General features: G+C 44.9%; 23 protein-coding genes and 1 tRNA gene. 12 read left to right on the top strand and 12 right to left on the bottom strand.

Annotation, left to right across the window (positions count from 1 at the left end; genetic code table 11):
• From EO92_RS16080 to cdhA, 4 genes are all read right to left on the bottom strand, one after another.
• Window positions 1-445 (bottom strand): AAA family ATPase (locus EO92_RS16080; protein ID WP_048173197.1); only part of this gene is annotated, 445 nt, incomplete at its 3' end.
• A gap of 56 nt (window positions 446-501) precedes the next feature.
• A complete protein-coding gene (gene cdhC / locus EO92_RS16085) occupies window positions 502-1914 on the bottom strand; it encodes a CO dehydrogenase/CO-methylating acetyl-CoA synthase complex subunit beta (protein ID WP_048173200.1) in 1413 nt (470 codons plus the stop codon).
• A gap of 24 nt (window positions 1915-1938) precedes the next feature.
• On the bottom strand, window positions 1939-2451 hold the full coding sequence (gene cdhB, locus EO92_RS16090) for a CO dehydrogenase/acetyl-CoA synthase complex subunit epsilon (protein WP_048134584.1): 513 nt from the start codon (window positions 2449-2451) through the stop codon (window positions 1939-1941).
• Between the two features lie 2 nt (window positions 2452-2453).
• Window positions 2454-4868, bottom strand: coding sequence for a CO dehydrogenase/acetyl-CoA synthase complex subunit alpha (cdhA, locus tag EO92_RS16095; protein WP_048173202.1), 2415 nt, complete (start codon window positions 4866-4868; stop codon window positions 2454-2456).
• Window positions 4869-6279: 1411 nt separating this feature from the next.
• On the opposite strand from cdhA, the gene EO92_RS16105 reads away from it, so the two are divergent.
• The 3 genes from EO92_RS16105 to EO92_RS16115 all read left to right on the top strand — a co-directional run bounded on the left by EO92_RS16105 (window position 6280) and on the right by EO92_RS16115 (window position 8407).
• On the top strand, window positions 6280-6948 hold the full coding sequence (locus EO92_RS16105; RefSeq protein ID WP_048173208.1) for a rhomboid family intramembrane serine protease: 669 nt from the start codon (window positions 6280-6282) through the stop codon (window positions 6946-6948).
• Window positions 6945-7373 (top strand): hypothetical protein, encoded by a 429-nt coding sequence (locus EO92_RS16110; protein WP_235283378.1) that lies wholly within the window; start codon window positions 6945-6947, stop codon window positions 7371-7373. The genes EO92_RS16105 and EO92_RS16110 overlap by 4 nt, the downstream gene beginning before the upstream one ends.
• Window positions 7374-7825: 452 nt before the next feature.
• Entirely contained in the window at window positions 7826-8407 is a 582-nt protein-coding gene (locus tag EO92_RS16115; RefSeq protein WP_048173213.1) for a TIGR00288 family NYN domain-containing protein, read from the top strand.
• Window positions 8408-8440: 33 nt separating this feature from the next.
• Here the strand turns inward: EO92_RS16115 and EO92_RS16120 are convergent, their stop codons facing one another.
• The 4 genes from EO92_RS16120 to EO92_RS16135 all read right to left on the bottom strand — a co-directional run bounded on the left by EO92_RS16120 (window position 8441) and on the right by EO92_RS16135 (window position 12558).
• Window positions 8441-9418 carry a methanogenesis marker 12 protein gene (locus EO92_RS16120; protein ID WP_048173216.1) on the bottom strand — a complete coding sequence of 326 codons (978 nt, stop codon included), beginning with the start codon at window positions 9416-9418 and terminating at the stop codon, window positions 8441-8443.
• A 23-nt stretch (window positions 9419-9441) separates the two neighbouring features.
• Window positions 9442-9795, bottom strand: a complete 354-nt coding sequence (locus tag EO92_RS16125; protein ID WP_048134673.1) for a DUF2103 domain-containing protein — start codon at window positions 9793-9795, stop codon at window positions 9442-9444.
• Between the two features lie 630 nt (window positions 9796-10425).
• Window positions 10426-10863 carry an ACT domain-containing protein gene (locus EO92_RS16130; RefSeq protein WP_048134675.1) on the bottom strand — a complete coding sequence of 146 codons (438 nt, stop codon included), beginning with the start codon at window positions 10861-10863 and terminating at the stop codon, window positions 10426-10428.
• A 390-nt stretch (window positions 10864-11253) separates the two neighbouring features.
• A complete protein-coding gene (locus tag EO92_RS16135; RefSeq protein WP_048173219.1) occupies window positions 11254-12558 on the bottom strand; it encodes a phenylacetate--CoA ligase family protein in 1305 nt (434 codons plus the stop codon).
• Window positions 12559-12902: 344 nt separating this feature from the next.
• Between EO92_RS16135 and EO92_RS18870 the strand changes: the two genes are divergently transcribed.
• A complete protein-coding gene (locus EO92_RS18870) occupies window positions 12903-13028 on the top strand; it encodes a hypothetical protein (protein ID WP_255350357.1) in 126 nt (41 codons plus the stop codon).
• 111 nt (window positions 13029-13139) lie between these two features.
• Here the strand turns inward: EO92_RS18870 and EO92_RS16140 are convergent, their stop codons facing one another.
• Window positions 13140-14144: a bifunctional oligoribonuclease/PAP phosphatase NrnA gene (locus EO92_RS16140; protein ID WP_048134600.1), complete on the bottom strand. Its 1005-nt coding sequence runs from the start codon at window positions 14142-14144 to the stop codon at window positions 13140-13142.
• A 170-nt stretch (window positions 14145-14314) separates the two neighbouring features.
• Window positions 14315-14668: a prefoldin subunit beta gene (locus tag EO92_RS16145; protein ID WP_048173221.1), complete on the bottom strand. Its 354-nt coding sequence runs from the start codon at window positions 14666-14668 to the stop codon at window positions 14315-14317.
• 426 nt (window positions 14669-15094) lie between these two features.
• On the opposite strand from EO92_RS16145, the gene EO92_RS16150 reads away from it, so the two are divergent.
• From EO92_RS16150 to EO92_RS16190, 8 genes are all read left to right on the top strand, one after another.
• Complete coding sequence (locus EO92_RS16150) at window positions 15095-16180, top strand: M42 family metallopeptidase (RefSeq protein ID WP_048162251.1); 1086 nt, start codon at window positions 15095-15097, stop codon at window positions 16178-16180.
• A gap of 521 nt (window positions 16181-16701) precedes the next feature.
• A complete protein-coding gene (locus EO92_RS16160; RefSeq protein ID WP_200896795.1) occupies window positions 16702-18192 on the top strand; it encodes a (R)-citramalate synthase in 1491 nt (496 codons plus the stop codon).
• Window positions 18193-18503: 311 nt separating this feature from the next.
• Entirely contained in the window at window positions 18504-20198 is a 1695-nt protein-coding gene (locus EO92_RS16165) for an acetolactate synthase large subunit (protein WP_048173228.1), read from the top strand.
• Window positions 20198-20683, top strand: coding sequence for an acetolactate synthase small subunit (gene ilvN, locus EO92_RS16170; protein ID WP_048173231.1), 486 nt, complete (start codon window positions 20198-20200; stop codon window positions 20681-20683). The genes EO92_RS16165 and ilvN overlap by 1 nt, the downstream gene beginning before the upstream one ends.
• 401 nt (window positions 20684-21084) lie before the next feature.
• Window positions 21085-22113 (top strand): ketol-acid reductoisomerase, encoded by a 1029-nt coding sequence (gene ilvC, locus EO92_RS16175; RefSeq protein ID WP_369793164.1) that lies wholly within the window; start codon window positions 21085-21087, stop codon window positions 22111-22113.
• Between the two features lie 220 nt (window positions 22114-22333).
• A complete protein-coding gene (locus tag EO92_RS16180) occupies window positions 22334-22876 on the top strand; it encodes a nitroreductase (protein ID WP_048173234.1) in 543 nt (180 codons plus the stop codon).
• Between the two features lie 204 nt (window positions 22877-23080).
• A tRNA-Arg gene (locus tag EO92_RS16185) sits at window positions 23081-23152 on the top strand.
• Between the two features lie 232 nt (window positions 23153-23384).
• Window positions 23385-23567, top strand: coding sequence for a hypothetical protein (locus EO92_RS16190; RefSeq protein ID WP_048162260.1), 183 nt, complete (start codon window positions 23385-23387; stop codon window positions 23565-23567).
• A gap of 152 nt (window positions 23568-23719) precedes the next feature.
• Here EO92_RS16190 and gltA read toward each other — a convergent pair whose 3' ends face one another.
• Window positions 23720-25129 (bottom strand): NADPH-dependent glutamate synthase, encoded by a 1410-nt coding sequence (gltA, locus tag EO92_RS16195; RefSeq protein WP_048162262.1) that lies wholly within the window; start codon window positions 25127-25129, stop codon window positions 23720-23722.
• A gap of 17 nt (window positions 25130-25146) precedes the next feature.
• Window positions 25147-25992 (bottom strand): sulfide/dihydroorotate dehydrogenase-like FAD/NAD-binding protein, encoded by an 846-nt coding sequence (locus EO92_RS16200; RefSeq protein WP_048173236.1) that lies wholly within the window; start codon window positions 25990-25992, stop codon window positions 25147-25149.
• Window positions 25993-26023 lie beyond the last annotated feature (31 nt).

Here is a 26023-nt window from a genome sequence, read left to right on the forward strand (position 1 = left end):
GGATTATTTTCCGGCTGAAATGCTCAAGCCCGGCTTCCGCATCAATGACAACTACATCATAATTCACGATCAGTTTGTCCATGATGCCACGGAGGAGGTTGTTTACATAGCAGTAGCAGCCTGAACCTTCGGGCCTGCCCATTACCAGCAGGTCGTATCCCGGCATTTCTTCAATGATCTCATATACTTTACTTTTGAGTACCGATTCCTTGTTCATATCGGGGTTATCAGGCCTCGGTTTTGTGATTTCAGCCTGCAGGAATTCCTTTGCATCCCCGATTGTTTTTACGTTTTCACAGCCAAGGGTCTCAGGCAGGTTAGTATCTGCGTCTGCATCAACTGCCAGTGTAAACTTCCCGTTTTTGGAAAGGTAGCGGATCAGAAGAGCCGCTACCGCTGTTTTACCAGTTCCGCCTTTTCCCGTTATTGCAATTACTTTAGTCACAGCATACCCCTTTTGGATTGTTTTTCTGTTTTAGGCAATAGCCTGTCGTCACTCAGTTATTTCTTTTCCTTCTTCTCGCTGATGATCATCCTGTCAATGGTGATCTTTGCGTTCTTGAAGGTCAGCTTTATTCCGCTACCTGAACCGCCGGACATCATTGGCATTGCAGGCATCTGGAAGCCAGCTGCAGGCATCATCATTGGAGCGGCTGCGACTGCTACTTCCTCTTCTTCTTCCTCTTCTTCTTCCTCTTCTTCAGCTGCTACCCAGGTGGCAACAACCGGGTGACTCTTATCCTGCAGGAAGGCTTTCAGAGACTGAATGTCAGTTGCATCGTTCTCTGTTGCGATCTTGTCCTTTATGTCAGCAGGGATTGAATCGGTGATTTTGTCTTTGAATTTGGCAGGTAGCCACACTACTCTGTTCCATCCGCCATCGGCCTGGATGAACTTGGGGGAGTAGAAGTAATTGATACCTACACCGAGGAAACCAACGATCTGCTTTCCGCCGCCAGTCTGACCGGCCATTGTGGAGAATCCGATACCGTTAGGGGCCATTCCCTGGTATTCTCTGTCTACCCAGCCAATACCATCGACTTCAGGGATATAGAACCCAACTACTTCGAAGCAGCCACAGGATGTGTGCGGGGAGTCAAAGAAGGAGTGGAGTTTGATTTTGTCGAATTCGCCGCTGGAAAGCTTCTTGGCAATGTCGTTAACTCCGGAGTATTCTCCTGTCTTGGCATCAAGGACCTCGCCCTTGTCAATTGAGAACTGTGGGCCTTCGGGGTCTACCTTTGCTGCTGCACGGCCATCGAACCAGTTGATTGCACCGCAGAGGGAAACTCTGTCCGGGGAAACCACACAGACGTTGGTCGGAGCAAAGGACTGACAGAGGGTGCATCCGTAGAAGACATCCACATCTTCATCGTGCAGGTCTTTTGTCCTTGCGTCTCTTGCCTTGAAGATATCCTTTGCTTCTACGAGTTTCTTCTCGACTTCGGCCTGGTCGGTGTAGAAGGTCACCTGCATCTTCTCAATAAAGGGCAGTTCGCTCTTGAAGAGCATCATTACAGCTTTTCCGAAGGGCTCAAAGGAGTCCATCTTCCCGGCTGTGTCCTTGGAAACTCTCATCCAGACATCATATCTCTGGTTCAGGTGCATAATGCCCTGGCAGTAGTTGATGAAGTCGTGGACACGCCTTTCTACGACAGATTCGAGGTCAGGCTCGACAAGTTCTCCGCCAATGTTAAAGATCATTGCCCAGGGATAGGTCTTGCCTTCTTCCAGCTGCTTGAGGTCGGGACCGATAATTGTTACTTTGTCGTCCTCAATTTCATCCATGGGCGCTGCTCGGACAAGTTCCAGACCGACGGACTTCGGGCCTCCGAGTTCAACAAACATGCCTTCTTTTCTTACTCTTTCTCCTTCGAACATTGGGGAGATCTCAAATGGGAATTCTTCTGCCATTATATGTTGCCTCCTAATTCAAATTTATAAAAGGTCAATTACCTCGTCCAGTGCGGCAATGTGGTCTTCCCTGCTCAGGTTCCCAAAGGACATTGTTGCGTTCTGGATGTAGTTTTTGTCGATTGAAATTGATTTTACGTTGGTAAAATTCTTGGTTGCAGTCAGTACCTGGTTGATGTAGTACTTGTAGTGGCCCAGAGTAATGATTGTGTCATAGTTCCCTTTGCCGTCGAGTCCGGGCCAGTTGGGGTCCGTTAAGTAGAAACCAAGCTGGTGCACGTTGATGTACTTGGCATCCACGTCCTTGCCCACAAATCCAAGCATTGAGCTGCCGGTTGCGGCTATGGGCAGGTTGGCTGCCTTTGCGATCTTAACTGCGCGATCCAGGACTTCGGGGGTGAGGCCTGCGGTCCCGATTACGAATAGTGGCCTCTTTGCCTTTGAAATCAACTTGGCTGCAATTTCAGTGGTGATGGCTTTTGAGGTCTTTACACCGTAGGTGGTAAACAGCTTTGTGTTCTTTGTAGTGTCTACCATTTTCAGGCCTCCTTGCAAAGTCTCTTGAGGTTAGTTGGCTGTGCGGAGACATCGAACTTGATTGCCGGGCCGGAAATGATTTTCTTCTTCTTCCAGTCGATCTCCCATCCGTGCTCGGCTTCGAGCTTCTTGAGGAGCTCTTCACGCTTGGAGAGCGGGAGGTCGGCTTCGTGCCTGACATACTTCCACCAGTCTTCGGGCATGACACCGAGGTACTTCTCGCTGAGTTCCATCCAGTGGGTCAACTTGATGGACCTGCCCATGTTGTTGTCGGACGGGCGGATGCAGTTCTTTGCCAGTATTACGCAGGTTTCCTGCCAGGTCTCTGCGGTGGTTATAAGGAATTCGGGTGCTGGCGGGATTGCCATTTCCTGTCCGTTCCTACCGTCGTAGACTTTCCACTTGGACTCGTCGTAGTTCTTGGCAATCAGGGCTCTCCTGTACTTGGAGCTGTGCGGGCCGAGCACTGCCGGGATACCATACATGTTGCACCCGGTGCCGATAGCGGCTGCTTTCTGGGAGTATGCACCCCATGCAAGCCCGACTGCACCTACACGGGTCAGGGAGTAGTCAGCAATTTCTGCCAGGTTGCCTGAAAGGTTCCTGCCTGCGAATATTGCAGCGACCTTGTGGACTGTACCTGAGATGTGAGAGTTCGAAACACAGGATCCGGTGTTAAGGATGTTTCCTTTTTCGAACCTGCCGGGGTACCTCTCATAGAGAGTCTTTCCGTCCTCATCCTTGTACATACCAATATCCATTGCTGAACATCCGGACACTACAAGGAGGTAGTTCCTCTTGAGGAATTCTTCTGCGATGTTGTAGACGTCTTTGGAACCTGCCGGATAGTTGGCACAGCCGATGATTGCGATGACACCAGGGGTGGTACCCATAACCAGGTTCAGGCCTTCTGCCCTGATTTCTGCGTCACTTACCTGACCTCTTCCGGCTCTTACCAGACCTTTCTCTTCAGAGATGGCCTTCATGGCGGCTTTCTCGATCACATCAAGTATCGGGATGTCCTTATTGCAGACCTGTTCACACCTGCGGCATCCAACACAGATGTCGTGCAGGGCTTCAAGTGCATTGAGGTCCCCTTCCTTGGCTGCTGCCATTGCTTCCGGAATGTCCAGTTCCTCAGGACATGCGATCTTACATTCGCCACACTCCACACACTTGCCGACAAGTGCTTTCATTTCTTCGTCGGAGGGGATAGCGGTTAAGCCTTCGGCATCGCGGATCGGGGCCATTTCCATGGCAATCCTGGGTACGAGCTCTCCGAGCTTCTCATAGTCCAGCATCACACAACCCGGGATTGCTCCTGACTTGATGTCCTCGATGATCGCATCAACATCATCGTTAGTCCTGTCAGGTAGGCCGTACATGATCTTGTCGTTGGATGCAATGACGGGGATCTTAAGTTTCTGGCCTTCCTGGACGAGGTCAGCTCTTACACACTGTTCGTCAAGGACGATTACATCAGGAATTCCGGAACGGACGATTTTGAGTTCCTTTGCAAGGGAACCGACAATCTTTGCATAGGGGGCCTGGCGGTCTTCTCTCTTGTACCTGGTCATGTCGAATGCGGTACAGCAGAGACCTCCGATTTCCATCTTGTCGGTCAGGTCGTTGTCTTCCATGTAGTCCATGATGTAGGTAACCCCGGCAACATTGTGCCCGATTGCAATGATAACGGGCTTCTTGGGGTCAATTGTTCCCATACCTACCTGCACGAGGGGGGCATCAGGGTCGGACTTCGGGAAACCAAGGGCTGTGACCTGAGCGATATCGGAAACTTCCATTCCCACGTGGTCCAGAACACCTGCAAGCATTGACTTGTTGTCGTAGTCGATTGCTGCTCCTTCCTGGCCTGCGTGGATGGTTGCAAGCAGCTGGCCCAGTTCTTCTTCAACATATTCCATTATGGGTTTGAGGTCTCCAAGGGTCTTGGGCTGCCTTCCTGTAACAAGCTGGATGTTGGGGGCAATGACGTTTGATGCACCCATGTTGATGGGCATTTCTTCCCCAAAGAGCTCGATGATGTGGTTGAGTAGGTGACGGCCGTGGGCGCTGTGACAGGCACACCCGGTGATGCAGCGGAGGAAGAATTCCCTTGCAGCCTGTCCTTTCATGTCGATACCACAGGCACCTCTCTTGTTTCCTTCCAGGTTGCACGGTCCAAAGGTACAGTAGCAGCACTGGTCACACATAGGGGTGTACACTGGTTCGTAACGGTCGAATAGCGTAAAACTCCAGTCCCTTAAAGTTGCGATCCCAGGAAACGGAGTCGGACCCATCGGACCGAGTTCTTTTGCTTCTTCAGCAGCCTCCTTTGCTGCCCCTACAATGTTGTTAATAGTGATCTGAACGGATTCCAGATCTTCTATAGAAAAACTCCCGGTAGTTAGTTTGCTCATCTGAGCTTTACCTCCTAAATTTGTTTAAAGTCGACTTCGCCAAGACGATTGTAATTCATTATACGGCACATTCTTAATGATTATACATTATATATCTTGCCGTATGCTTTAAAGTTACAACCATTTAAATGACGTTCTCTGGTAAAACGTTCTTAGCTCTATATTCGAGCATTTATTGCTTTACCAACGTTTTTTCAAATAAAAACGTTTTTATAGGGAATATTTTCTTGTAAAAGTCGTTTTTAGGGCCTAATCTCTCTTCCAAATCCCTTTTTACGCCCTATATCTCAAAAAAACCGTTTTTACCAACGATTTAGACCTAAATCTTGAGCAGAGGTCGCTACCGATGGATAATGAACACTAATTAAAAGTCTAAATGTACCAAATCTATATAACATTTTCTAATTTGTAACACCCTATTTCGAGTAGGGTAAAATGGAATGAAGAGACGCACACTTTCAAATAAAACGCCAGAAGATCTGTAATGTAAAAAAAGTATTCAATGCCTTCTGATATTGGTTTTTTTATTTAATATTCTTGAGCTTCAATATTTTTTTCCATTGATTTTAATATTTGTTATTATTTATTTCTTTTTTTCATACTAGCAACAAATAATTTTAAAGATTCTTCTTACTTGAATATCTAATTTCGCAAAAATAAAATTCAAATTATTCCATACCATCTTTAATCTAATATTCATAATAATAATTATATTTATTATACTTTTTTTTCTTATGAAAATATCAAAACTTATTTATATCGGTACGTTCCCTAAACCAATTTACACAGTAAACGCTGTAAACCGTTTTCATGATTTTTTTCAGGAAAGGAATAAATATGATTCTCACATTTGAATATTTATCAATAAATTCTTTGATTTAAATAATACTCATTCTTATTTAAAAATAGTTCTGGACTTGCTTCTGGAAGCCTGATACTATTAATATCATGGAATCATACCATTACATTATTACATTAAAAAAGTTCGAGATTCGAGATTGCTTGTTTCCAAAGTTGGGGGTCAAAACCAATCAATTTGATTATCTGAAATTTGCAGTTAATCACTTTGCTTATCGGGGTTTTCAATATTTGAGATTTAAAGTACAGGATTCCAAATGTAAGAACTTCGAAATTTATAACATAAATTTTTGGGATCGGCTTAAAGTATGAGATTCTCTTACGGCAGCTTTTTCAGGCTATGAACCTTGCTATGGATCAATTTACGTACCTGTTATTTGTTCCTGAGCTTATGTTTGGATAATATTCTTGTGTTTGGACAACATCTTGTATCTGAATAACATTTCCTGATCCACTTTGAGACATTCTAAGTTGCCTTTTAAAACTTGCCTTATTATTCAGGTGATTTTATTCAATACTTTTATACTGGATTAAAATAGAGAGTAACTGGAACATGTTTAACCGTGATACACCATACGAGTCTCGAGGCGGAACAACCGACAGAATCAAAAGTTCTGTTTCTACAAGCCCATCGATGGCAATTATTGCCCTGTGCGTAATTTCTTTTTTTCTGGAAATGGTTCCGGGCATGGGGTCTCTCTATATAAGTGCTTTTCAGTTTGATCCCGGTTCTATACTGGCAAGGCCATGGACGCTTGTCACATACATTTTCCTGCACAACGGATTATGGCATCTTTTTTTTAATATGCTCGTCCTGTATTTCTTCGGGACTGCACTCGAGAGAAGGGTAGGGAATAAACAACTCCTGGGGATCTTTTTCACTGCAGGAATTCTATCTGCAATAGGGTACACTTTCTTAAGCCAGCCTATTTTCAACATTTACCCTGGTCCTATGATTGGGGCTAGCGGAGCGATTTATGGGGTTTTTGCAGCCCTTACCGTACTTGAGCCAAATATAAGGGTATATGTGTATTTTATCCCTATGCGTTTAAAGCATGCCTTATTGCTGTTTGCTGCTTTTGATTTTCTAATGGTCAATTCGTCGGACATGATAGCCCACACAGCTCACCTGAGCGGACTCTTCGTAGGGCTTTACATGGGTTTTCGTATGAAGAAAATCCATGAAAAATATCTGAAATCGAGGTATACCGGCAGGTGGTGAGTCTGGAAGGAGAGATTTTTTCTCAGGACAGGTATTATTATACTAGGCCCGACCTCGGGGAAAAAGTTCCAATACAGGTTTTAAATTTCAGGCGGGTTTTTGCAGCCTGGTCTCCGAAGCTGAAAAACACTCTCTACTTTGAAAAAGCACCTGAAGAGCCTGAAGAAGAAGGTCTAAAAAGAGTAAGAGAAATTGTCCTTCTGCAGGTCTATGACTGGTTAGCGGGGAGAGAAGGGTTAATAGAGCTTACGGAGTCGGAGTTCGAGCAGTTTATGAGGATCTATGAAGTTTTCCTCCGGCAGTCAGGAGAAATCCGGTATAGCAGGCAGAAGAAGGGAAGAAAAACTGAAAATCTCTTTGAACTTCTGGAGTCACCTTACATCCTTCGGGAAGTTAAAAAAGGCCCCTTTTCCGATAAATTATAATTATATAAAATATATATCGTGTTTTATAGTTAGATCGTTTAATTTTGAGAGGTTTAATTATATCTCATACAATTATATCTCATACCTTACCTTTTCCAGGGCAGATCAGGTTTTTAGTCCAATCTCTCAGATCAGGCAAAATTAAGACCTTTAATTGTCAAAGTATGCAAATGTTTTACTACAGAAAAGCAAATATTTAGATATAACAGATTATTACCCGAACTGCCGGGTATCAAGCTTTAAACCTGATAAACCATAGTTGTAAACTCATGGCTATGAACACTAAAACTGCGGTCTTTCGAAGGTTAAAGCAAAATCTCAGTACCGATTGACATGAGAGGGCTGCTGGAAACTCTACTGCCCTCAGATCAATTCTCCCCGATGATCGGGAGCATTAAAAGTAAAAAGATGCAGGTCGAGTAAAACTGTAAGGATCACAGAGGACATTAATAATGAAGCCTGTAAAAAGCGGACTTGATTCCATTTCTAGATACCTCCGTACTAAGAAAGAAGTCGGCAGGAGGAAAATAGGACTTCTGGTGGATGGGCCGAATATCCTCAGAAAAGAGTTTGATGTAAATCTTGAGGAAATAAGGGACGTTCTGAAAGATTACGGGAATATTAAGATCGGACGTGTTTTCCTGAACCAGTACGCCTCTGACAAGCTTGTCGAGGCTATTGAAAACCATGGCCTTGAGCCCATCATCTGTTCCAGTGATGTGGATGTGCGCCTCGCAGTGGAGGGCATGGAACTGGTCTACAACCCCAATATCGATACCCTTGCAATCGTGACCCGAGATGCGGATTTCAAACCGCTCCTGAACAAAGCAAACGAGCATGGGAAAGAGACCATTATCTTTGGGGTTGAGCCCGGATTTTCCACCGCGCTCAAGAACTCTGCGGATTATGTCATTCTCATGGGCAAAAATCGCATGAGTGGTTATGATGATGAAGTCAAAGAGGGAAAACTTGAAGCCTCGGAGTTCGAAGAATATAATGAAGACGAGTATGAAGAATCTGTGGAAAAGACCTGATTCTTCTCTTTAAGGATAGCCTTTCTCCACTCTTTAAGGATAATCGACATCTACCCCGAGGATCTGTTTTTTTCCGGCAGAAACGTCCCTTGCTATCTCGGCACAGCCGATTGCAGCGTGCCACTTCCCGAGGCTCCGGCACTCCTGGTCCAGGTGTGTGCAGATCTTTTTCTGTACGTACTCTACTTCCCCGACCGAGCCTGCCAGAAAGACTGCTCCGGTAACCCCATAGTCTTTCATGAGAAGCTGCATCGAAGCGATTTCCATGGCTGCAAAAAGGGCTATCGTATCAAGGGCAAGCAGGGCAGGTTTTTCTCCTTTTTCGGCTGCATTGAGCAGTTCTTCCCTGTCTTTATATGGAGTCATCTTCAGGGTCCCTGCTTCTATAAAAGCCTGGTTTGCTGTCTGGCGCCCGTCGTCAACGTTCCTGATCGCCTGCAGGTCCAGAGGTCCGTGGTGAACTCCCGGAGCAAAAATACAGGCGTCAATTGCACCAATTACTTTTCCTGAAGCAACTGCAAGGGTCACAGTGTTAGAACTTATATCGGAAACTACAAAGTCTTCATAGCCAAGACACCGGATATGATATGCAATCCCAAGCTTTTCCGGGCTTGTGAGATGGGAAAAGACCTTCATTCTCGGATCTACTTTACTTCCCACGTGAAGGCCAGGAATTGCTATTGCCGGAATTCCGGAGTTTCTGACGGCATCAAATACTCGTGTGCCTCCTCCGGTCTTTTTTCCTGCACCTTCGGTACTCTGAAGCCCTCTCCCTTCAAGTTTCCTTACGTCCTTGATTGCAGAAAAGCCGTCTCCCATAGAATAGGTCAGAGCGATCAGGTCGATGTCTCCAATCTTGATTCCAAACTCTTTTTCAATGGATTCCAGAATTTCGTTTTCTGACATTGCAGCCGCTTCAGCCCTTCCGAGTTCAAAGGTCAGAACCTTTTCATCCTCAATAAGTGCAAAACGCATCGCTGTTGTTCCGTGGTCAACCCCTATGAATGCCAAGCAATAACCTCTCCCTCAACGCCTCAGAGGGCATTTTTTAATATCTCATTTAATTCGTTCATGATTCTGTCCCCTTCATCAGCGGTACCAACTGTTGTCACCAGCCTGACTTCCTGGAAACTTCTCCCTTCTGATAGCAATAGCCTCAGGTTCCCTCTGGCGTCAGTACGCAGGACTTTTCCAGCCAGTTTTCCTCCTGCAACACCTTTTACGGAAATTACTGACGGAATTACTTTTTTTATTTCGGGGTGCTGGCTTACAAGCTTTATGAGTTTTTTTCCAGCTCTCCCTCCAATAATTGTAGTATGAGATCCGCCAAGTTTATTCTTTGAAAGGTTTTGAGTATTTTCCTGTAAGCTATTTTTATTCTCTGTCATTTTAGTCAAACCGGCTGACTTTACTTTTTTGTCGGTCAAATCCCTGTTTACTGTTGTATGGATTGCCTTTTTTATTCTCAAAAAAGTCTTTTTCTGTTTGCTCTTTTTATATTTATAATGGTATCCTGCATTCAGCAGGTGTTTTATATTTTTGGAATATTTTTCCGATGCCGTTTTTTGCCATATTTTTGAACCAATCTCCAATATCTGTTATTCCATACACGATATCTTACTGATCTCTGAACCGAGATCTCGAATATATGTAAACATTCTCAAAAGTTTTAAAGTAGATCTTATAGTTTCAAAAACAGTATCCGGAAAAATGTTTTACTTTTTATATCGACCTGTCGAATATTGGACGTATATCTATTCCGAGTATTGGATGTATATCTATTGTATGTATATTTATTTACACAGGAGAGGCTCAGAAAATCTCTTATAAATACTTACGGATACAAGTCTCTCCTGGCTACAAAATCTTCTATATATCAATTGCCATTCAGGCAAGAATCTGTAAAAAGAGAACTTCCAGATTGCTCCGGCACATCAATATAATGTGTCGGGCTCTGGATTATTTCCTGGTTTTTTCTTTAAAGTTGTCTTCCCGGAAAATCCGGTGCACGATCAAAATCAGATCTTTTCAAGTTCCTTCTTGCCGATTAGTTTTATATTGTTCTCTTCCAGCGTTTTTACCGCCTTTTCAATCTCGTTTACCCGGACTATAAGAAGGGCTTTCTGTTCCCTGGTGACAAAAGCATAGGCATAATCAAGGTTGATATTGGCTTCTCCGAAAACTTCAGCAATCCGGGACATGCTGCCGGGGACGTCTTCCATTTCGATTCCAAGAACGCTGGTTTCTGAAACTGTGAACCCGGCATCATGGAGTATACTGTGAGCATAGTCTGACCTGTCCACAACCATGCGAATGATCCCGAAGTCTCCGGACTCGGCAATGGTAAATGCCCTTATATTTATGCCGGCGCTTTTCAATTTATTTGCCACACTTGCAAGTCTGCCAGGTTTGTTTTCCGCAAAAAGGGAAATTTGTTTTATAATTTTGTCTTCCATTCCAGCACCCATACCTTTTATCCCGTATTCTGTTACATCTTTTATTCTTTTTTCTATCGAATTAATTAAGATTCTTTAATTTTATTCTCCGTCCCTTCTTTTTCAGTTCCTTCTTTTTCAGTTCCTTCTTTTTCAGTTCCTTCTTTTAATCTCGTACTTCTTTTCTCAATATTTTCCTCTGAATATAATATAAGTTTCTGTGTATATTTTAAGTTTACATATGTATTGTTTTAACAGTATAAAGACCCGCTCCGGATTTAAAAGAGGGGCTTAAAAAAGGAACCGAAATTAGGAATCCCCGGAGGGAAGCATTACTCTATAGTTTTTCCCGGGCATTCCTTTTTCTGGAATTTTAAATTTCTTGACCTTTTAATTTTCAGATTTCAAACTTCAGATCTTTCGTTTATCGATGACTTTCTTTGATTTCCCTTCCGAACGCGGCAGAGAACCATGTTCCACAAGCTCTACCTCTACTGCAAGGTTCAGCACGCTCTTTAAAGCGCCTGCGATTTTCTTTTTGAGTGCCATCATGTCCGACATCCGGTCGCTGAAGGCAGACTCATGCATTTCGATCTGGACCTTCATTGAGTCGAGGGGTCCTATCCTGTCTACGATAATCATGAAATGGTTCCCTACTTCAGGGATATTCATCAAAACCGACTCGACCTGTCCGGGGAATACATTAATGCCGCGCACGATAATCATATCGTCTGAGCGCCCGCTGATACGTGTGATCCTTGGGTGGGTCCTGCCACATTTGCAGGGCTCCGAAAGTTTTCTGGTAAGGTCCCTTATCTTGTAGCGAATAAGGGGATTTGCTTCTTTTGCAAGGGTGGTGATTACGAGTTCCCCTGTTTCTCCATCAGGAACAGGTTCTCCTGTTTCGGGATTCAGTATCTCTACCAGGAACAGGTCTGCCCAGATATGGATGCCGCACTGTTCCTTACATTCTGTAAAGAGGGGGCCGCTGAGTTCTGAAGTTCCATAGATGTCGTAGGCTTTAATCCCTGATTCATCTTCGATTCGTTTCTTGAGTTCCTCAGACCAGGGTTCAGCCCCGAAAAATCCCTTCTTTAATTTTGTATCGTTCCTGATACTGATGCCTTCTTTCCTTGCAGTTTCAATCATGTATAAAAAGTAAGAAGGAGTGCAGGCTATAGCTGTCGTACCAAGGTCTTTTATGAGTTCAAGCTGGCGTTCGGTGTTTCCCGAACTTGCAGGGAGGACGGTTGCTCCAACTTTTTCACTTCCATAGTGGGCACCGAGTCCGCCTGTAAAAAGTCCGTACCCGTAACTTACCTGGAGGATGTCGTCTTTCCCCACTCCGACGGATGTGAACGCCCTGGCCAGGGACTCTGCCCAGTCCTCAATATCCTTGCGGGTGTACCCGACTACCGTCGGTTTGCCTGTTGTGCCCGAGGAAGCGTGGAAGCGGGTGAGCTTTGAGTTCGGGACGCAAAACATTCCGGTAGGGTATGTATCTCTGAGATCCTGCTTAAAAGTAAAAGGTAACTTTCTAATATCTTCGAGAGTCCGGATGTCTTCCGGGCGAACGCCGTGTTCGTCAAATCTTTTTCTGTAAAATGGAGAGTTCTCATACACATAATGTACGAGTTTTTTCAGTTTTTCTTCCTGCAACTTTTTCAAATCATCTACAGGCATCGTCTCGATTTCAGGATCCCAGTATTCTGGCATTTTTTTCACGCTCTGTGTTCTTTATATTGAGACCTTTCATTTTCAGGTCGCGTCTCTTTCGACCTTCTCGTGCGTATATTTTTCATTTCATGCCCCTTTAAGGTCATGCTTTAACGACGATATCTCTCATTTCATAAACCCACAGCAGGAAACCCGTTAAATCTTTAGATTTAGCGGGTAGTTGACGCTGGTTTTTCATTCCGGAAAATCGAGGTACTTCCGGGCGGATACGACCTTCCGGTAGATATGATAATGTGAAGATTAAGTTGGATTCTCATATTAATAATAGTTGTTGTTATCAAATCTAAAAAAATATATTTTTCAGATTAAATTAAAAAAGATACTTGGAAAAATATGCTGAATTGGAAAAATGTGCTGAATTGGAAAAATATACTGAATTGGAAAAATATACTGAATTGGGAAAATATACTGAATTGGGAAAATATACTGAATTGGGAAAATATACTTAATTGGATACATATACTTAATTGGGAAAATATACTTAATTGGAAACATATGCCGAAAAATAATATTTTTCAGGCATTGGGAACAATTATAGTTATTCTAACCACTTTTTTTATCTATTCATCTTCATTGACTTCAACTTCATCCTCAGAAATCTCTGTTGAGGTTGTTCCAAGGGAATTTTCAAGGATTTTCTTTGTCATTTCCCTGCATTTGTGCAGCACTTCTTCCATATTAGCGATTATATCTATTCCAGCAGCTCCTGAATGTCCGCCTCCTGTGCCATTATATTCATTACTGATATCTTCCATCAGCTGGCCAAGGTTAACCCCGACATTTACAGCATCGCGTTTTGCCCTTGCACTTACCCTGACACTTTCTCCTTTGGTAGTGCCAACAAAAGCCACATCAGCTCCGATGTTAATAAGCATGGAAGATGCCGAGCCTCCGAAAGAACTCACGTGAGAAGTAGCTATAAGCATATTTCCTACCCTCTCGAGTTCAACCCTGCTTGCTGCTTTCAGGATAGCTATGCGCATCGAGATATCCTGTGGGGTGGCAGCCATCAGGTCAAGCACTTCCCCGTATTCAACTCCGCTAGCCTCAATGATTTTCGCCACTGTTCGGAAAGTATCAACAGATGCGTGCTTGAAATGCCCGGTGTCTGTTACGATTCCTGTGAGCATACCGATTCCTACCCTTCGGTTAATCGGGGCTCCCATTGCTTTCAAAATATCATATACTATCTCTACAGTCGAGGTCGTGTTCCGGTGCAGGTAAAATTCTGCATTCTCGGTAAGGGCGGTGGTTGTATGGTGGTCAATTACGCAGTAACTGGTCAGCTCGATATCGTTTAGCTGCGCTTTTGTCGAAGTGTCAACCACGACAACAAAACCATAATTTGCAGGGTCTGGCTTATCCACTACCTCTATTCCGAGCCTGTCTATCAGTACGGTAGCTACACGGTTGCAACCGTCTACGAGCCCTACTGTACCTCCCAGTGCCTCAGAAAGGGCAAAAGCACTGCTAACAGCATCAGGATCTGCATTCCGATGACACAAATATAAAATGTTTCGATAGTCAAGGAGCCGGTTGTAAAACTCCGCTTCATCAACTTGCATTGTCCACTCTGGCTACCGTTTTTTATAGGTATCAAAATTCCCGGAGTTCCGGGATTTCGGCACAATCTCCATTTCTATCTATAGCCGTTAGAGCTATAGACCTTATAACTATAGCCATTATGGCTATAGTTATGTCCTGCATTCTATTTACGCAAAAGAAAAATAAAAGGTTATTGTGCTCTGGGTCCAAGAGCCTGCTGGATCTGCTCCTGAAGCTGTTTGAAGCGGGTAGTGAGCCTTTCTTCCTGTCTGGAAATAGATTGAAGCCTGAGTGAGAGGGTTTCTTCCCTGTCTTTAAGTTTTGAAACGGACTCCTCTTTGCTTGTTTTTATTACCAGTTCTCCGACATTACGGTAGATAACCGCATCGTCAGCCAGTCGTTCTAATTCGTCAAGAGCCATTTTGGACTCTTTCTGCATAGCTTCAATCTGAGATTTCTGCATGGTCAGAGCCTGAACTTGCTGCTGGACCTGCTGAAGCTGTGCTATCTGGTTCTGGATTTGAGGAGGTAATTCTGAAGTCATATAATTTTCACCTGAGTCCTCAATAAACCTGAAATGATTTTAATGTTTCTGTCCTTACAGCTTCCGAAAATAATCCCCCCTCAGAAAGTAGCTTAAAAGCTCCTGCCAAAAACTTCAACAACAAGTTAAACTTAAATAAAGACATCCGAACAATTAAATTAATATAGAAAAGATCCTGTGGAAAAGTTATGGGCCGAACATGGTCGCGGCCACGAAACATGTGTTAAACCTACGGGGACTAAAAAGCCTCAAAAGTCTTTCAGCAAAGGATAATCATAAATGGGCATTTATAATATGTTATATTAAACAGATTATTTAGCAAATCAATTGAGTGCACTTCAAACTGAATAAGCATCCACCAGAATTAAGATGTGCGCACTCAGACTAACACTCCAGATTAAACCAATATTCAGGAGATTTTCTTATATGGAAGCAAATATGGAAAAAGGCGGAAACCTTGACGAAATAAAATCTCTTCTCGAAATGTTCACAAACGCCCACGGAATTTCCGGTTTTGAAGGTGACGTCCGGAAACTGTTTAAAAAAGAGCTCGAACCCTATGTTGAAAGTATGCGGGAAGATGTCATGGGGAACCTCATTGCCGTTAAAGAGGGAAAAGGGCCTTCTGTAATGCTGGCTGCCCATATGGACGAAATAGGGTTAATGGTCAGATATATCGATGATAACGGATTCCTGCGCTTTGTCGGGATAGGGGGATGGTTTGACCAGACTCTTCTGAACCAGAGAGTAGTGGTTCATGGCAAAAAGGGTGCCATCCCTGGAGTTATAGGTTCCAAACCTCCTCATGTAATGAAAGATGAGGACCGGAAAAAACCCGTGAAACTTGAGGATATGTTTATCGACATAGGGGCAAAAGACAGAGAGGATGCCGGCAATCTGGGAATCGAGATAGGCACCGCAGCTTCAATTGACAGGGCATTCGTACCCCTGGCAAACGGGAAGGTTACCTCCAAGGCTTTTGATAATCGCGCAGGAGTTGTAATTCTCCTTGAGGTCATGAAACAGCTCCACAAACGTAAAATTGAAGCAAATGTTTATGCCGTGGGCACGGTTCAGGAAGAAGTAGGGCTCAAAGGAGCAAAAACCTGTGCTTTCGGGCTCTGTCCGAATGTTGCCCTTGCCCTTGATACAACTATTCCGGGAGATCATCCGGGTATCAGCAAGACCGATTCAGCTCTTGAATTGGGAAAAGGACCCGTAATAACTGTAGCAGACGCTTCGGGAAGGGGTCTTATAGCTCATCCCCAGATTCTCAGATGGCTCCGGGAAACCGCTGATACAAATGAGATACCCTATCAGCTGGGCGTAGGTTCTGGCGGCACCACCGATGCTACGTCAATACACCTCACAAAGGAAGGCATTCCTACAGGTACGGTTAGTATAGCCACACGCTATATTCACTCTCCAGTGGAAGTTCTGGATACGGCAGATATAGAAGCTTGCGTTTCCCTCATTGTGAAGGCAATCGAAAATGTCCAAAAATATTTCTAAATCCTCATTCTCAATTTTTTAAGGATAATTGCCAGGAGCACAGCAGGACCATTTTCCTGCAGTGCAACTTGTACGGACAGTTTTCTTAAGGGTAATCTTCAAAGGTGTTTCCGCAGGAGCAACTGCTATTGGCTGTTCCTGCAGATTTGCGAGAAACCCTCAGGATCCCATTTATCTCTCTTTTCAGTTTTCGGACTGCAAAGCTTCTGACCTGTGCTGGCCTTTACTTTTTTTATAAGTAAGGGGTATTGTTAACTGGAAACTAAAAATACTATGGTCTACCTATTGAAGAGAAGTTTCAGAGAGCCCGGGAATAAATTCGGGGAGATTCCCGGATAGAACGGGGATTCTGAGCTAAAATATCTGTAATATAATAAAATGGGTTTTGCAATATGGGATAAAATAATATAAAAATAATATAACATATTATAAAATATTATATAATTGTGGTTATATTAAATGGTTATATTATATTCTGTCGTGCAGAACTAATCTATTGCAATAAACACCAAAACTGAGGGATTGTATTATTCGAAAATATTCGCTTTCTTGATACTACTTTGAGAGATGGTGAACAAACACCTGGCGTAGCCCTGACCAAAGAGAAGAAACTCTTAATTGCCCGGGCCCTTGATGAGATGAAAGTCTCTGTAATCGAGGCAGGCTCTGCAATTACTTCCGAAGGTGAAAGGGAATCCATCAAGGCTGTAGCGAACGCAGGGCTCAATGCCGAAATCTGCAGCTACTGCCGGATTGTAAAAATGGATGTTGACCATGCTCTTGAATGCGACGTCGATTCAATCCACCTTGTAGCTCCGGTTTCGGACCTGCATATCAGGACGAAAATCAAAAAGGACCGGGATGCAGTAAGGCAGATCGCAGCCGAGGTCACTGAGTATGCTAAAGACCACGGCCTGATTGTGGAGCTGAGTGGAGAAGATGCCTCGCGGGCAGACCCTGAGTTCTTAAAAGCCATTTATGCTGACGGAATCGACGCCGGAGCTGACAGGTTATGCTTCTGTGATACTGTAGGGCTTCTGGTGCCTGAAAAGACCACCGAGATTTTCCGGGACCTGTCTTCCTCCCTGAAAGCTCCTATAAGCATTCACTGCCACAACGACTTCGGTTTAGCAACTGCAAATACAATTGCTGCGTTGGCTGCAGGAGCAAAGCAGGCACATGTGACAATTAATGGTTTAGGGGAAAGAGCCGGAAATGCTGCTCTTGAAGAAGTTGTAATGAACCTGGAGTGGCTCTATAAATATGACACCGGTATCAAGCATGAGCAGATATACCGGACTTCGAGGCTTGTAAGCCGGCTGACCGGAATTCCCGTGTCCCCTAACAAAGCCCTTGTGGGGGGAAATGCGTTCACTCATGAAGCAGGAATTCATGTGCACGGGCTTCTGGCTGACAAAGCAACCTATGAGCCGATGAGTCCCGAATATATCGGACGGCAGCGCCAGATCGTACTTGGTAAACATGCCGGACGGAGCTCTATTACTCTTGCCTTAAAGGAAACGGGGCTTGAGGCTGATGAGGCTCAGACTGAAGAAATCTTCAACAGAGTCAAGCAGATGGGTGATCAGGGTAAACATATAACCGATGCTGACCTGCAGACCATCGCAGAAACCGTGCTTGATATTTACAAGGAACCTCTGGTAAAATTAGAAGAGTTCACCATTGTATCCGGAAACCGGGTAACTCCAACCGCTTCCATAAAGCTCAATGTAAAAGACAAAATTATCGTACAGGCTGGAATCGGAAACGGACCTGTGGATGCTGTGATCAATGCTATCCGAGTAGCTGTAAGTTCCTGTGCTGAAGACATTATCCTTGAAGAGTACCATGTAGACTCAATTACCGGCGGAACTGACGCCCTTGTAGAGGTAAGGGTAAAACTTTCCAAAAACGGAAAGGTAATTACCGCAAGCGGAGCAAGAACGGACATTATCATGGCCTCTGTAGAAGCCGTAATGAACGGGATGAATCGCCTTATCCGGGTAGAGTAAATCATAAAAGGATGCGGAACTTCAAAGGGTTCTCAGGAGGACTTTTCTGTCCTCTCTTCTTTTTCCTGTTTGAAGAAATTTTTGAAATTGGGGATCTCTGACACTCTTGATGCCCGGAGAAACCCTCAACCATATATAACATGATTGATTATGATGTATTTGCAGAATTCGCAATAAAAAAAGTGTGAGTGTGAGAGATAAGGTAGATAAAAAAGTATTTCTTATAAACACACCCTAACTGGAAAGGTGCTCACCTGAAATGTGAGTGTCCAGTTAGACCAAATCTCAAGAAATAAATACGGAGATAAATAATGACAACCGGGTCAACAGAAAAAGTCAACGGCGCAAAGGCTCTTATAAAGTGCCTCGAAAAGGAAGGAGTTGACACTCTCTTCGGATACCCCGGAGGGCAGATCATTCCTTTCTACAACGAACTCTATGATTCAGATCTGCGCCACATACTCGTACGCCACGAACAGGCAGCGGCTCATGCTGCGGACGGGTATGCTCGTGCTACTGGAAAGACCGGGGTCTGTGTTTCTACTTCAGGCCCTGGAGCAACCAACCTGGTAACAGGTATTGCTACTGCATATATGGACTCAGTGCCAATTGTAGCCTTAACCGGCCAGGTACCAAGATCCCTTATCGGAAATGATGCTTTCCAGGAAGCAGATATTACGGGCATTACTCAGCCAATTACCAAGCACAATTATCTCGTACAGGATCCACAGGAAATCCCGAGGATTGTGAAAGAAGCCTTCCACATAGCATCCACCGGAAGGCCTGGCCCGGTATTAATTGACCTTCCAAAGGATGTACAGAATATAGAGATTGACTTACAATATCCTGACAAGGTAGAGCTTAGAGGCTATAAGCCCACTTACAAGGGTAATACTCAGCAGATAAAACGAGCCGCCGAAGAAATTGCAAACTCCTGCAGGCCTATAATCTACGCAGGAGGGGGCGTAATAAGTTCGAACGCGAGTGCAGAACTCATTGAGCTTGCCGAGACTATCATGGCTCCGGTTACTACCACTCTCATGGGTATAAGCTCTATCCCGACTGAACATCCTCTCTATGTCGGAATGCTGGGGATGCACGGGTGCAAATATGCAAACTATGCAATTCAGGAGTCCGATCTTATCATTGCCGTGGGAGCAAGGTTTGACGACCGCGTGACCGGTAAACTCGAGTCTTTTGCCCCCAACGCCAGGATTATCCATATTGATGTTGATCCTGCCGAGATTTCCAAGAATGTAAAGGTGCATGTCCCTATTGTCGGGGACGCAAAACAGGTACTTAAATCCCTGATTAAATATATCCAGCGCTGCAACTCCGCGGAGTGGATTGAAAAGATAAATCATTGGAAAAAGGAATATCCTCTCGGCTACAGTCAGGTGTCTACGGATGTAATAATGCCTCAGTTTGTTATCGAGCAGATATCCGAAGCCTGCAAGGATGCAATCATAGTTACGGAAGTTGGACAGCACCAGATGTGGGCAGCTCAGTTCTTCAAATACAGCACGCCTCGTACCTTCCTTACTTCAGGCGGGCTTGGCACAATGGGATACGGGTTCCCTGCAGCCATGGGCGCCAAGGTCGGCAGGCCGGATAAAACCGTTATCAATATTTCAGGTGACGGTTCTTTCCAGATGAACTCTCAGGAGCTCGCAACTGTGGTCCAGAACGATATCCCGGTTGTTACCGTGATCCTGAACAACGGCTATCTTGGCATGGTCAGGCAGTGGCAGGAACTCTTCTACGATAAGAGGTATTCCTACACCTTTATCAAGGGCAGTGTTGATTTCGTAAAGCTTGCTGAAGCCTACGGAGCTCTCGGGCTGCGCGCAGAAAAGCCGTCCGAAGTCAGGCCTGCAATCGAAGAGGCTATAAGGTCCGGCAGACCTGCTGTTGTCGACGTGATTGTTGAATGCGAAGCAAATGTCTACCCCATGGTGCCGGCAGGAGCTGCAATTAACGAGATCATTGACATGGAGGAACACTGATGAAACACACACTTGCAGTTCTTGTGGAAAATAAGTCCGGTGTGCTCTCCAGAGTGGCTTCGCTGTTCTCAAGGCGTGGATATAATATCGACAGCCTGGCTGTGGGAGTTACTGAAGACCCTGATATTTCGAGAATAACTATTGTGGTTCAGGGGGATGACCATGTGGTCGAACAGGTAACAAAACAGCTCAACAAGCTCATAGACGTTATCAAGGTCACGGATATCGGAGGTGACGATGCGGTTGAGCGGGAACTTGTCCTTATTAAGGTCGCAGCCGATGTGAACACAAGAGCAGAGATTATTCAGATTGCAAATATCTTCAGAGCCAGGATCGTGGATGTTGCCCCGAAGTCCATGACTGTTGAGATAACAGGGGACGAAGGCAAGATCCAGGCAATTGAAAAACTTCTCCGCCAGTTCGGGATCAAGGAACTGGTCAGGACAGGCAAGATTGCACTGGTGCGCGGGTCAAAGAAGGTTTAAATATTAAGGGCAGGTAAAGAGAGGTAACTGCTCAATTATTTTCTACAGATTGGGGCAGCCGGAAGCCTTTTCAAATTCAAAAGGTCTTCTTAGAAACTTTCCGGGTTTCCGGCCTCTCTCTACATCTCAGAAGGCTGCTCAGACCCAGAGACAATAACTTTTCGAAAATCAGTTTGTTTAATTTCAGGGAAGTATGTGTGTTCGAAATTTGAACACTTCCCCGAATAATGCAGGGAATTCTCATTACATAATTAAAGAATCAATCAGAAAAATCAATCAGAAAAATCAATCAGAAAAATCAATCAGAAAAATCAATCAGAAAAATCAATCAGAAAAATTAATCTGTAAAATCAATCAGAAAAATTAATCCGTAAAATCAATCAGAAAAATTAATCCGTAAAATCAATCAGGAGAATTTAGTAATGGCAACGATAATTTATGATAATGAAACTACCTTTGATGCACTTAAAGATAAAACAATCGCAATAATGGGCTACGGAAGCCAGGGCCACGCACACGCAAGGAACCTCCATGAATCGGGGCTCAATGTCGTTGTGGGGCTCAGGAAAGGCAGTTCCAGCTGGGCAAAAGCTGAGTCTGATGGCCTGAAGGTTATGACTGTTGAAGACGCTGCAAAAGCTGCAGACGTTATCATGATCCTCCTTCCGGACGAAAAGCAGTCCTCTGTTTACTATTCTCAGATTGAGCCCAACCTGAAAGCCGGCAACGCCCTTGTTTTTGCTCACGGCTTCAATATCCACTACAACCAGATAGTGCCTCCAAAAGATGTGGACGTCTTCATGGTCGCCCCCAAAGGTCCCGGGCACATTGTCAGGAGAACTTACACAGAAGGCATCGGAGTGCCGGGCCTGATTGCAGTCTACCAGGACGCAACCGGAAAGGCAAGGGAACTTGCTATCTCCTACGCCAAGGGTATCGGTGCAACCAGGGCAGGAGTTTACGAGACTACCTTCCGTGAAGAAACCGAAACCGACCTTTTCGGAGAACAGGTTGACCTCTGCGGAGGGATTTCCTCGCTTATCAAGACAGCTTTTGAGGTGCTTGTGGAAGCCGGGTACCAGCCTGAAATGGCATATTTCGAAACCTGCCATGAAGTCAAACTCATTGTGGACCTTATCTACGAAGGCGGGCTTGAGAGAATGTGGCACTCTGTCTCCAACACCGCAGAATACGGCGGCATGACCGTTGGCCCGAGGGTCATCAACGAAGAATCCCGCGAAGCCATGTACGTAGCCCTTGAAAGGATCCAGAACGGGGAATTTGCAAAAGAATTCATCCTCGAAGGCATGGTCAACCACCCTGTGCTCAAAGCCATGGAAAACCAGGAAAAGGAACACCCGCTTGAGGTTGTCGGCAAGGAAATCAGGGCAAATATCCCCTGGCTCAACAAGAAAATTGATGACGACTGAGCCTTAAGTTTCGTTTTTCATTTTTAGGCCCGGCCATTTAGGTGGTCTGGCCGACTTCTTTTTTCTGGATTTGTTTTTCAGATTAGTGTTTTTTCTATCTTTTTTCGGTTTCATGAGGGTGATTCCTTACTGTTTGCCGGTAACGTTTAATAACTTGATTTTAATCTTTTAACAGAAAGTTCATAAATTTGAAATTGAAACTTCAATCCGGAGAGTAAATATGCCAGTAACAGGAGAAAGCAAAGTCATTGACACGATCCTCAACAGACGGAGTGTCCGGGAGTTTACAGACAGGCCCATCAGCAAGGAAGAAATCAACACAATCCTGAATGCAGGTCGTTGGGCTCCTTCCGGATTGAATAACCAGCCCTGGCGCTTTATAGTTGTCAGGAACCCTGAAACCATCCATAAGCTCTCGGAATGCACTCATTATTCCAGTATTATTGCAGGAGCTCCCCTGCTTATTGCCGCTTTCCTGGATACCGAACATTCGTACAACAGGACTAAAGATATCCAGGCAATAGGGGCTTCTATCCAGAACATGCTCCTTGCCTGCTGTGAACTTGGCCTGGGCGCGGTCTGGCTCGGGGAGATCTTAAACCAGAGCGAGAAGGTCAATTCAATTATCGAGTGTCCCTCTAAACTCGAACTCATGGCCGTGCTGGCTATCGGGGAACCGGTCTCAAAAGAGAGGACTTCAACACGCAAGGCCCTTTCTGAAATCGTGTTTGAAGAAAAGTACGGGCAAAAATGGGCAGAATAAGATCCTGAATTCAAAGATCCTGAATTCAATACCGAATTCGGGAGTTTTAAGTTAACCTGCCGGAAGTTTATTCTGATAAACTTTCTTTAAAAAAATATTTATAATTTGATTGAGGATTAAATTTATAAGCTATTTGGCACTATAGCCAGTTAACTGATCATCGCTTTATATGTCAGTTAACCGAGCATAACTTTTTCACAATGAAGGTCTGTGGTGTAGCGGATATCATTGGAGCCTCCGGAGCTTCGTACCTGGGTTCGATTCCCAGCAGACCTGTTAATTAATTTTCTTGCTGAACTTCCAAACATTTAGACTGGAATTTTTTTGAAAAACATCCGGGTTTTAATTCCTATCTTACTTTTTGTGTTCTCGACTTAATAATTTTGATTTCATTTAGGGTTAATATTCTGGAAGCTTTTCAGGATATATTATCATCTACGGGCAAAAAATATAATACAAGAATTGAAGTATACATATAACAAAAAGAGAACTCTGGAAGGTTTACAGCATGGCTCATGGATTTAATCGTCGTTTTCTGCGTGTGGGGAGAAGGAAACTGTCCTTAATTCAGTTACTCTTCATAGCAATAATACTGTATTTCCTGCTCAAAGCTCTGCTTCCACTTGTGTGGACGCTCTTTTTAATTGTAGCTTTGATTGTCCTTTTGAAGATAGTTGTGGAAAGCCTTTGATTTCAAGCCAATCTAGAGTTTTTAACGGTGAATTTACAAATTTGGTAAAAAAGGAATGTTCTGATGTAAGCTACTTTTTATGTTGAAAAAAATATGGGAAGAAAGAGATACTGAATATATTTTTCAGCTCTCTGTTTTTTCCTTTTTTGACCTTAATTTCTTTTCAAAAACTCATCAATTGCCTTTGCAGCTTTCTTCCCCGCACCCATTGCACTGATTACGGTTGCTGCGCCTGTTACTATATCTCCGCCGGCAAAGACTCCGCATTTGGAGGTTGCACCGGTTTCCTCGTCAGCAACGACAGTTCCCCGCCTGTTCTGTTCAAGGCCTTCCGAGCCTTTGAAAATGATCGGGTTGGGGGAGGTGCCTATGGCAATAACTACAACATCCGCAGGCACAAGGAACTCCGAGCCGTCAACAGGGACAGGGCTTCTTCTACCTGACTTGTCAGGTTCGCCAAGTTCCATTTTGATGCATTCGACGCCTGTAACATTGAACTTCTCGTCGCCGAGGATGCGGACAGGGTTTGTCAGGAGCCTGAAGGTTATGCCTTCTTCTTTAGCGTGCTCGACTTCTTCCCGGCGGGCGGGCATCTCGTCTTCTCCGCGGCGGTAGACTATGCTTACCTCTTCTGCACCCAGGCGGAGAGCAGAGCGGGCTGCGTCCATTGCCACGTTTCCGCCTCCGACTACAACCACATTTTTCCCAAGCCTGACCATTGTGTCATATTCGGGGTCATAGGCTTTCATGAGGTTTACGCGGGTCAGGAATTCGTTTGCGGAATATACGCCGTTGAAGTTTTCGCCTTCTATTCCCATGAAGTTAGGGAGCCCGGCGCCCGTACCCAGAAATACGGCATCGAAATCGTCACAGAGTTCATCTAAGGTCTTGATCCTGCCTATGATATAATTGGGCTTAACCTCTACACCGAGTTTTTCGATGTACTCTACTTCCTGCCGTACAATTTCTTTTGGCAGCCTGAACTCGGGGATGCCGTAACTCAGGACTCCTCCGGCTTTGTGCAGGGATTCAAAGATTGTTACTTTGTGGCCGAGCTTTGCAAGGTCTGCCGCGGCAGTAAGGCCGGCAGGGCCGGAACCCACAACTGCTACCTTCTTGCCGGTTGGAGGCATAGCTTCAGGAGCCTTCACGCCTTTTTCGTGCTCATAGTCCGCGCAGAAGCGCTCCAGCCTTCCGATTGCAACAGGCTGCCCCTTCTTTCCGAGTACGCAGCGGGCTTCGCACTGAGTTTCCTGGGGACAGACGCGGCCGCAGATTGCAGGGAGAGCGTTTGTGGCTTTGATTCTCTCGATTGCCCCTTCGAAGTTTTCCTCACAGACCATTTTAATAAAGCCAGGAATGTCCACATTCACAGGGCACCCCTCAACACATTTTGGGTCCTTGCAGGTGAGGCAGCGAGAAGCTTCGGCAAGGGCATCTTCTTTCGTGTAGCCAAGAGTTACTTCATTAAAGTTCTTTCTGCGCTCTTCTGCAGGCTGCTCTGGCATTGGGGTTCTTTCTTTCTTTGCGTTTCCTGTTTTTTCTCCGTGTAGTTCTTGCATTTTTCCTCCCCTCCTTCTCAGTGCAGTCCGCACTTGCATTTCTCTTCGTAGTTTTCCACAGCTTTTGCCTCTTCGCCGCGGTACATTGCAAGCCTGTTCATGAGCTGGACAAAATCGACCTTCCGGGCATCAAATTCAGGTCCGTCAACGCACGTAAACTTCGTTTCTCCGTCGACCGTAACCCTGCATCCTCCGCACATTCCTGTCCCGTCTACCATTATGGCATTAAGGCTGACAAGGACTTCCACATCATAGGGGAAAGCAACCCCTGCTCCCACTTTCATCATGATTGGCGGGCCTATAATTACAACCCTTGCAACCTTTTCGCCGCTGTCCAGGATCCTTTTCATGATATCGGTCACAAACCCGTGGTGCCCTTTTGACCCGTCATCGGTTGCTATGTACAGTTCGGAACTGGCTTTCTCCAGTTCGTCTTCAAGGATCAGGAGGTCCTTGTTCCGGGCTCCGATAATTGAAATTACCTTGTTGCCTGCATTTGTATAAGCCTTTGCCTGGGGGTAGATAGGGGCAACTCCTACTCCTCCTCCTACAAGAATTACAGTGCCAAGTTTTCTTACGTCGGCAGGGGTTCCGAGGGGGCCGACAAAATCCTCAAGGGAATCGCCTGCAGAAAGCTTTGCAAGCTGTTTTGTTGTCTTGCCCATTTCCTGATAAATTACAGTAACTGTGCCTGTTTCGCTCTCAAAATCCGCAATTGTAAGAGGAACTCTTTCCCCCCTTTCATCAATCCTGAGGATTATGAACTGTCCGGCTTTTGCAGCTTTTGCCACGTCAGGGGCATCAATAACCATTCTGTGCACCGACGGGGCGATTTCTTCCTTTTCCAGTATTCTATATGCCATGAGATCACATTTTCCTGAGTAAAAGCATATT

The sequence above is a fragment of the Methanosarcina sp. 2.H.A.1B.4 genome, assembly GCF_000979385.1.
Lineage (GTDB): Archaea > Halobacteriota > Methanosarcinia > Methanosarcinales > Methanosarcinaceae > Methanosarcina.

Coding starts and splice junctions, on each gene's coding strand:
- cdhC (WP_048173200.1), bottom strand. CDS start 1,914: ATGGCAGAAGAATTCCCATTTGAGATCTCCCCAATGTTCGAAGGAGAA.
- cdhB (WP_048134584.1), bottom strand. CDS start 2,451: ATGGTAGACACTACAAAGAACACAAAGCTGTTTACCACCTACGGTGTA.
- cdhA (WP_048173202.1), bottom strand. CDS start 4,868: ATGAGCAAACTAACTACCGGGAGTTTTTCTATAGAAGATCTGGAATCC.
- EO92_RS16105 (WP_048173208.1), top strand. CDS start 6,280: ATGTTTAACCGTGATACACCATACGAGTCTCGAGGCGGAACAACCGAC.
- EO92_RS16115 (WP_048173213.1), top strand. CDS start 7,826: ATGAAGCCTGTAAAAAGCGGACTTGATTCCATTTCTAGATACCTCCGT.
- EO92_RS16125 (WP_048134673.1), bottom strand. CDS start 9,795: ATGACAGAGAATAAAAATAGCTTACAGGAAAATACTCAAAACCTTTCA.
- EO92_RS16130 (WP_048134675.1), bottom strand. CDS start 10,863: ATGGAAGACAAAATTATAAAACAAATTTCCCTTTTTGCGGAAAACAAA.
- EO92_RS16135 (WP_048173219.1), bottom strand. CDS start 12,558: ATGCCAGAATACTGGGATCCTGAAATCGAGACGATGCCTGTAGATGAT.
- EO92_RS16140 (WP_048134600.1), bottom strand. CDS start 14,144: ATGCAAGTTGATGAAGCGGAGTTTTACAACCGGCTCCTTGACTATCGA.
- EO92_RS16145 (WP_048173221.1), bottom strand. CDS start 14,668: ATGACTTCAGAATTACCTCCTCAAATCCAGAACCAGATAGCACAGCTT.
- EO92_RS16150 (WP_048162251.1), top strand. CDS start 15,095: ATGGAAGCAAATATGGAAAAAGGCGGAAACCTTGACGAAATAAAATCT.
- EO92_RS16165 (WP_048173228.1), top strand. CDS start 18,504: ATGACAACCGGGTCAACAGAAAAAGTCAACGGCGCAAAGGCTCTTATA.
- ilvN (WP_048173231.1), top strand. CDS start 20,198: ATGAAACACACACTTGCAGTTCTTGTGGAAAATAAGTCCGGTGTGCTC.
- EO92_RS16180 (WP_048173234.1), top strand. CDS start 22,334: ATGCCAGTAACAGGAGAAAGCAAAGTCATTGACACGATCCTCAACAGA.
- EO92_RS16190 (WP_048162260.1), top strand. CDS start 23,385: ATGGCTCATGGATTTAATCGTCGTTTTCTGCGTGTGGGGAGAAGGAAA.
- gltA (WP_048162262.1), bottom strand. CDS start 25,129: ATGCAAGAACTACACGGAGAAAAAACAGGAAACGCAAAGAAAGAAAGA.
- EO92_RS16200 (WP_048173236.1), bottom strand. CDS start 25,992: ATGGCATATAGAATACTGGAAAAGGAAGAAATCGCCCCGTCGGTGCAC.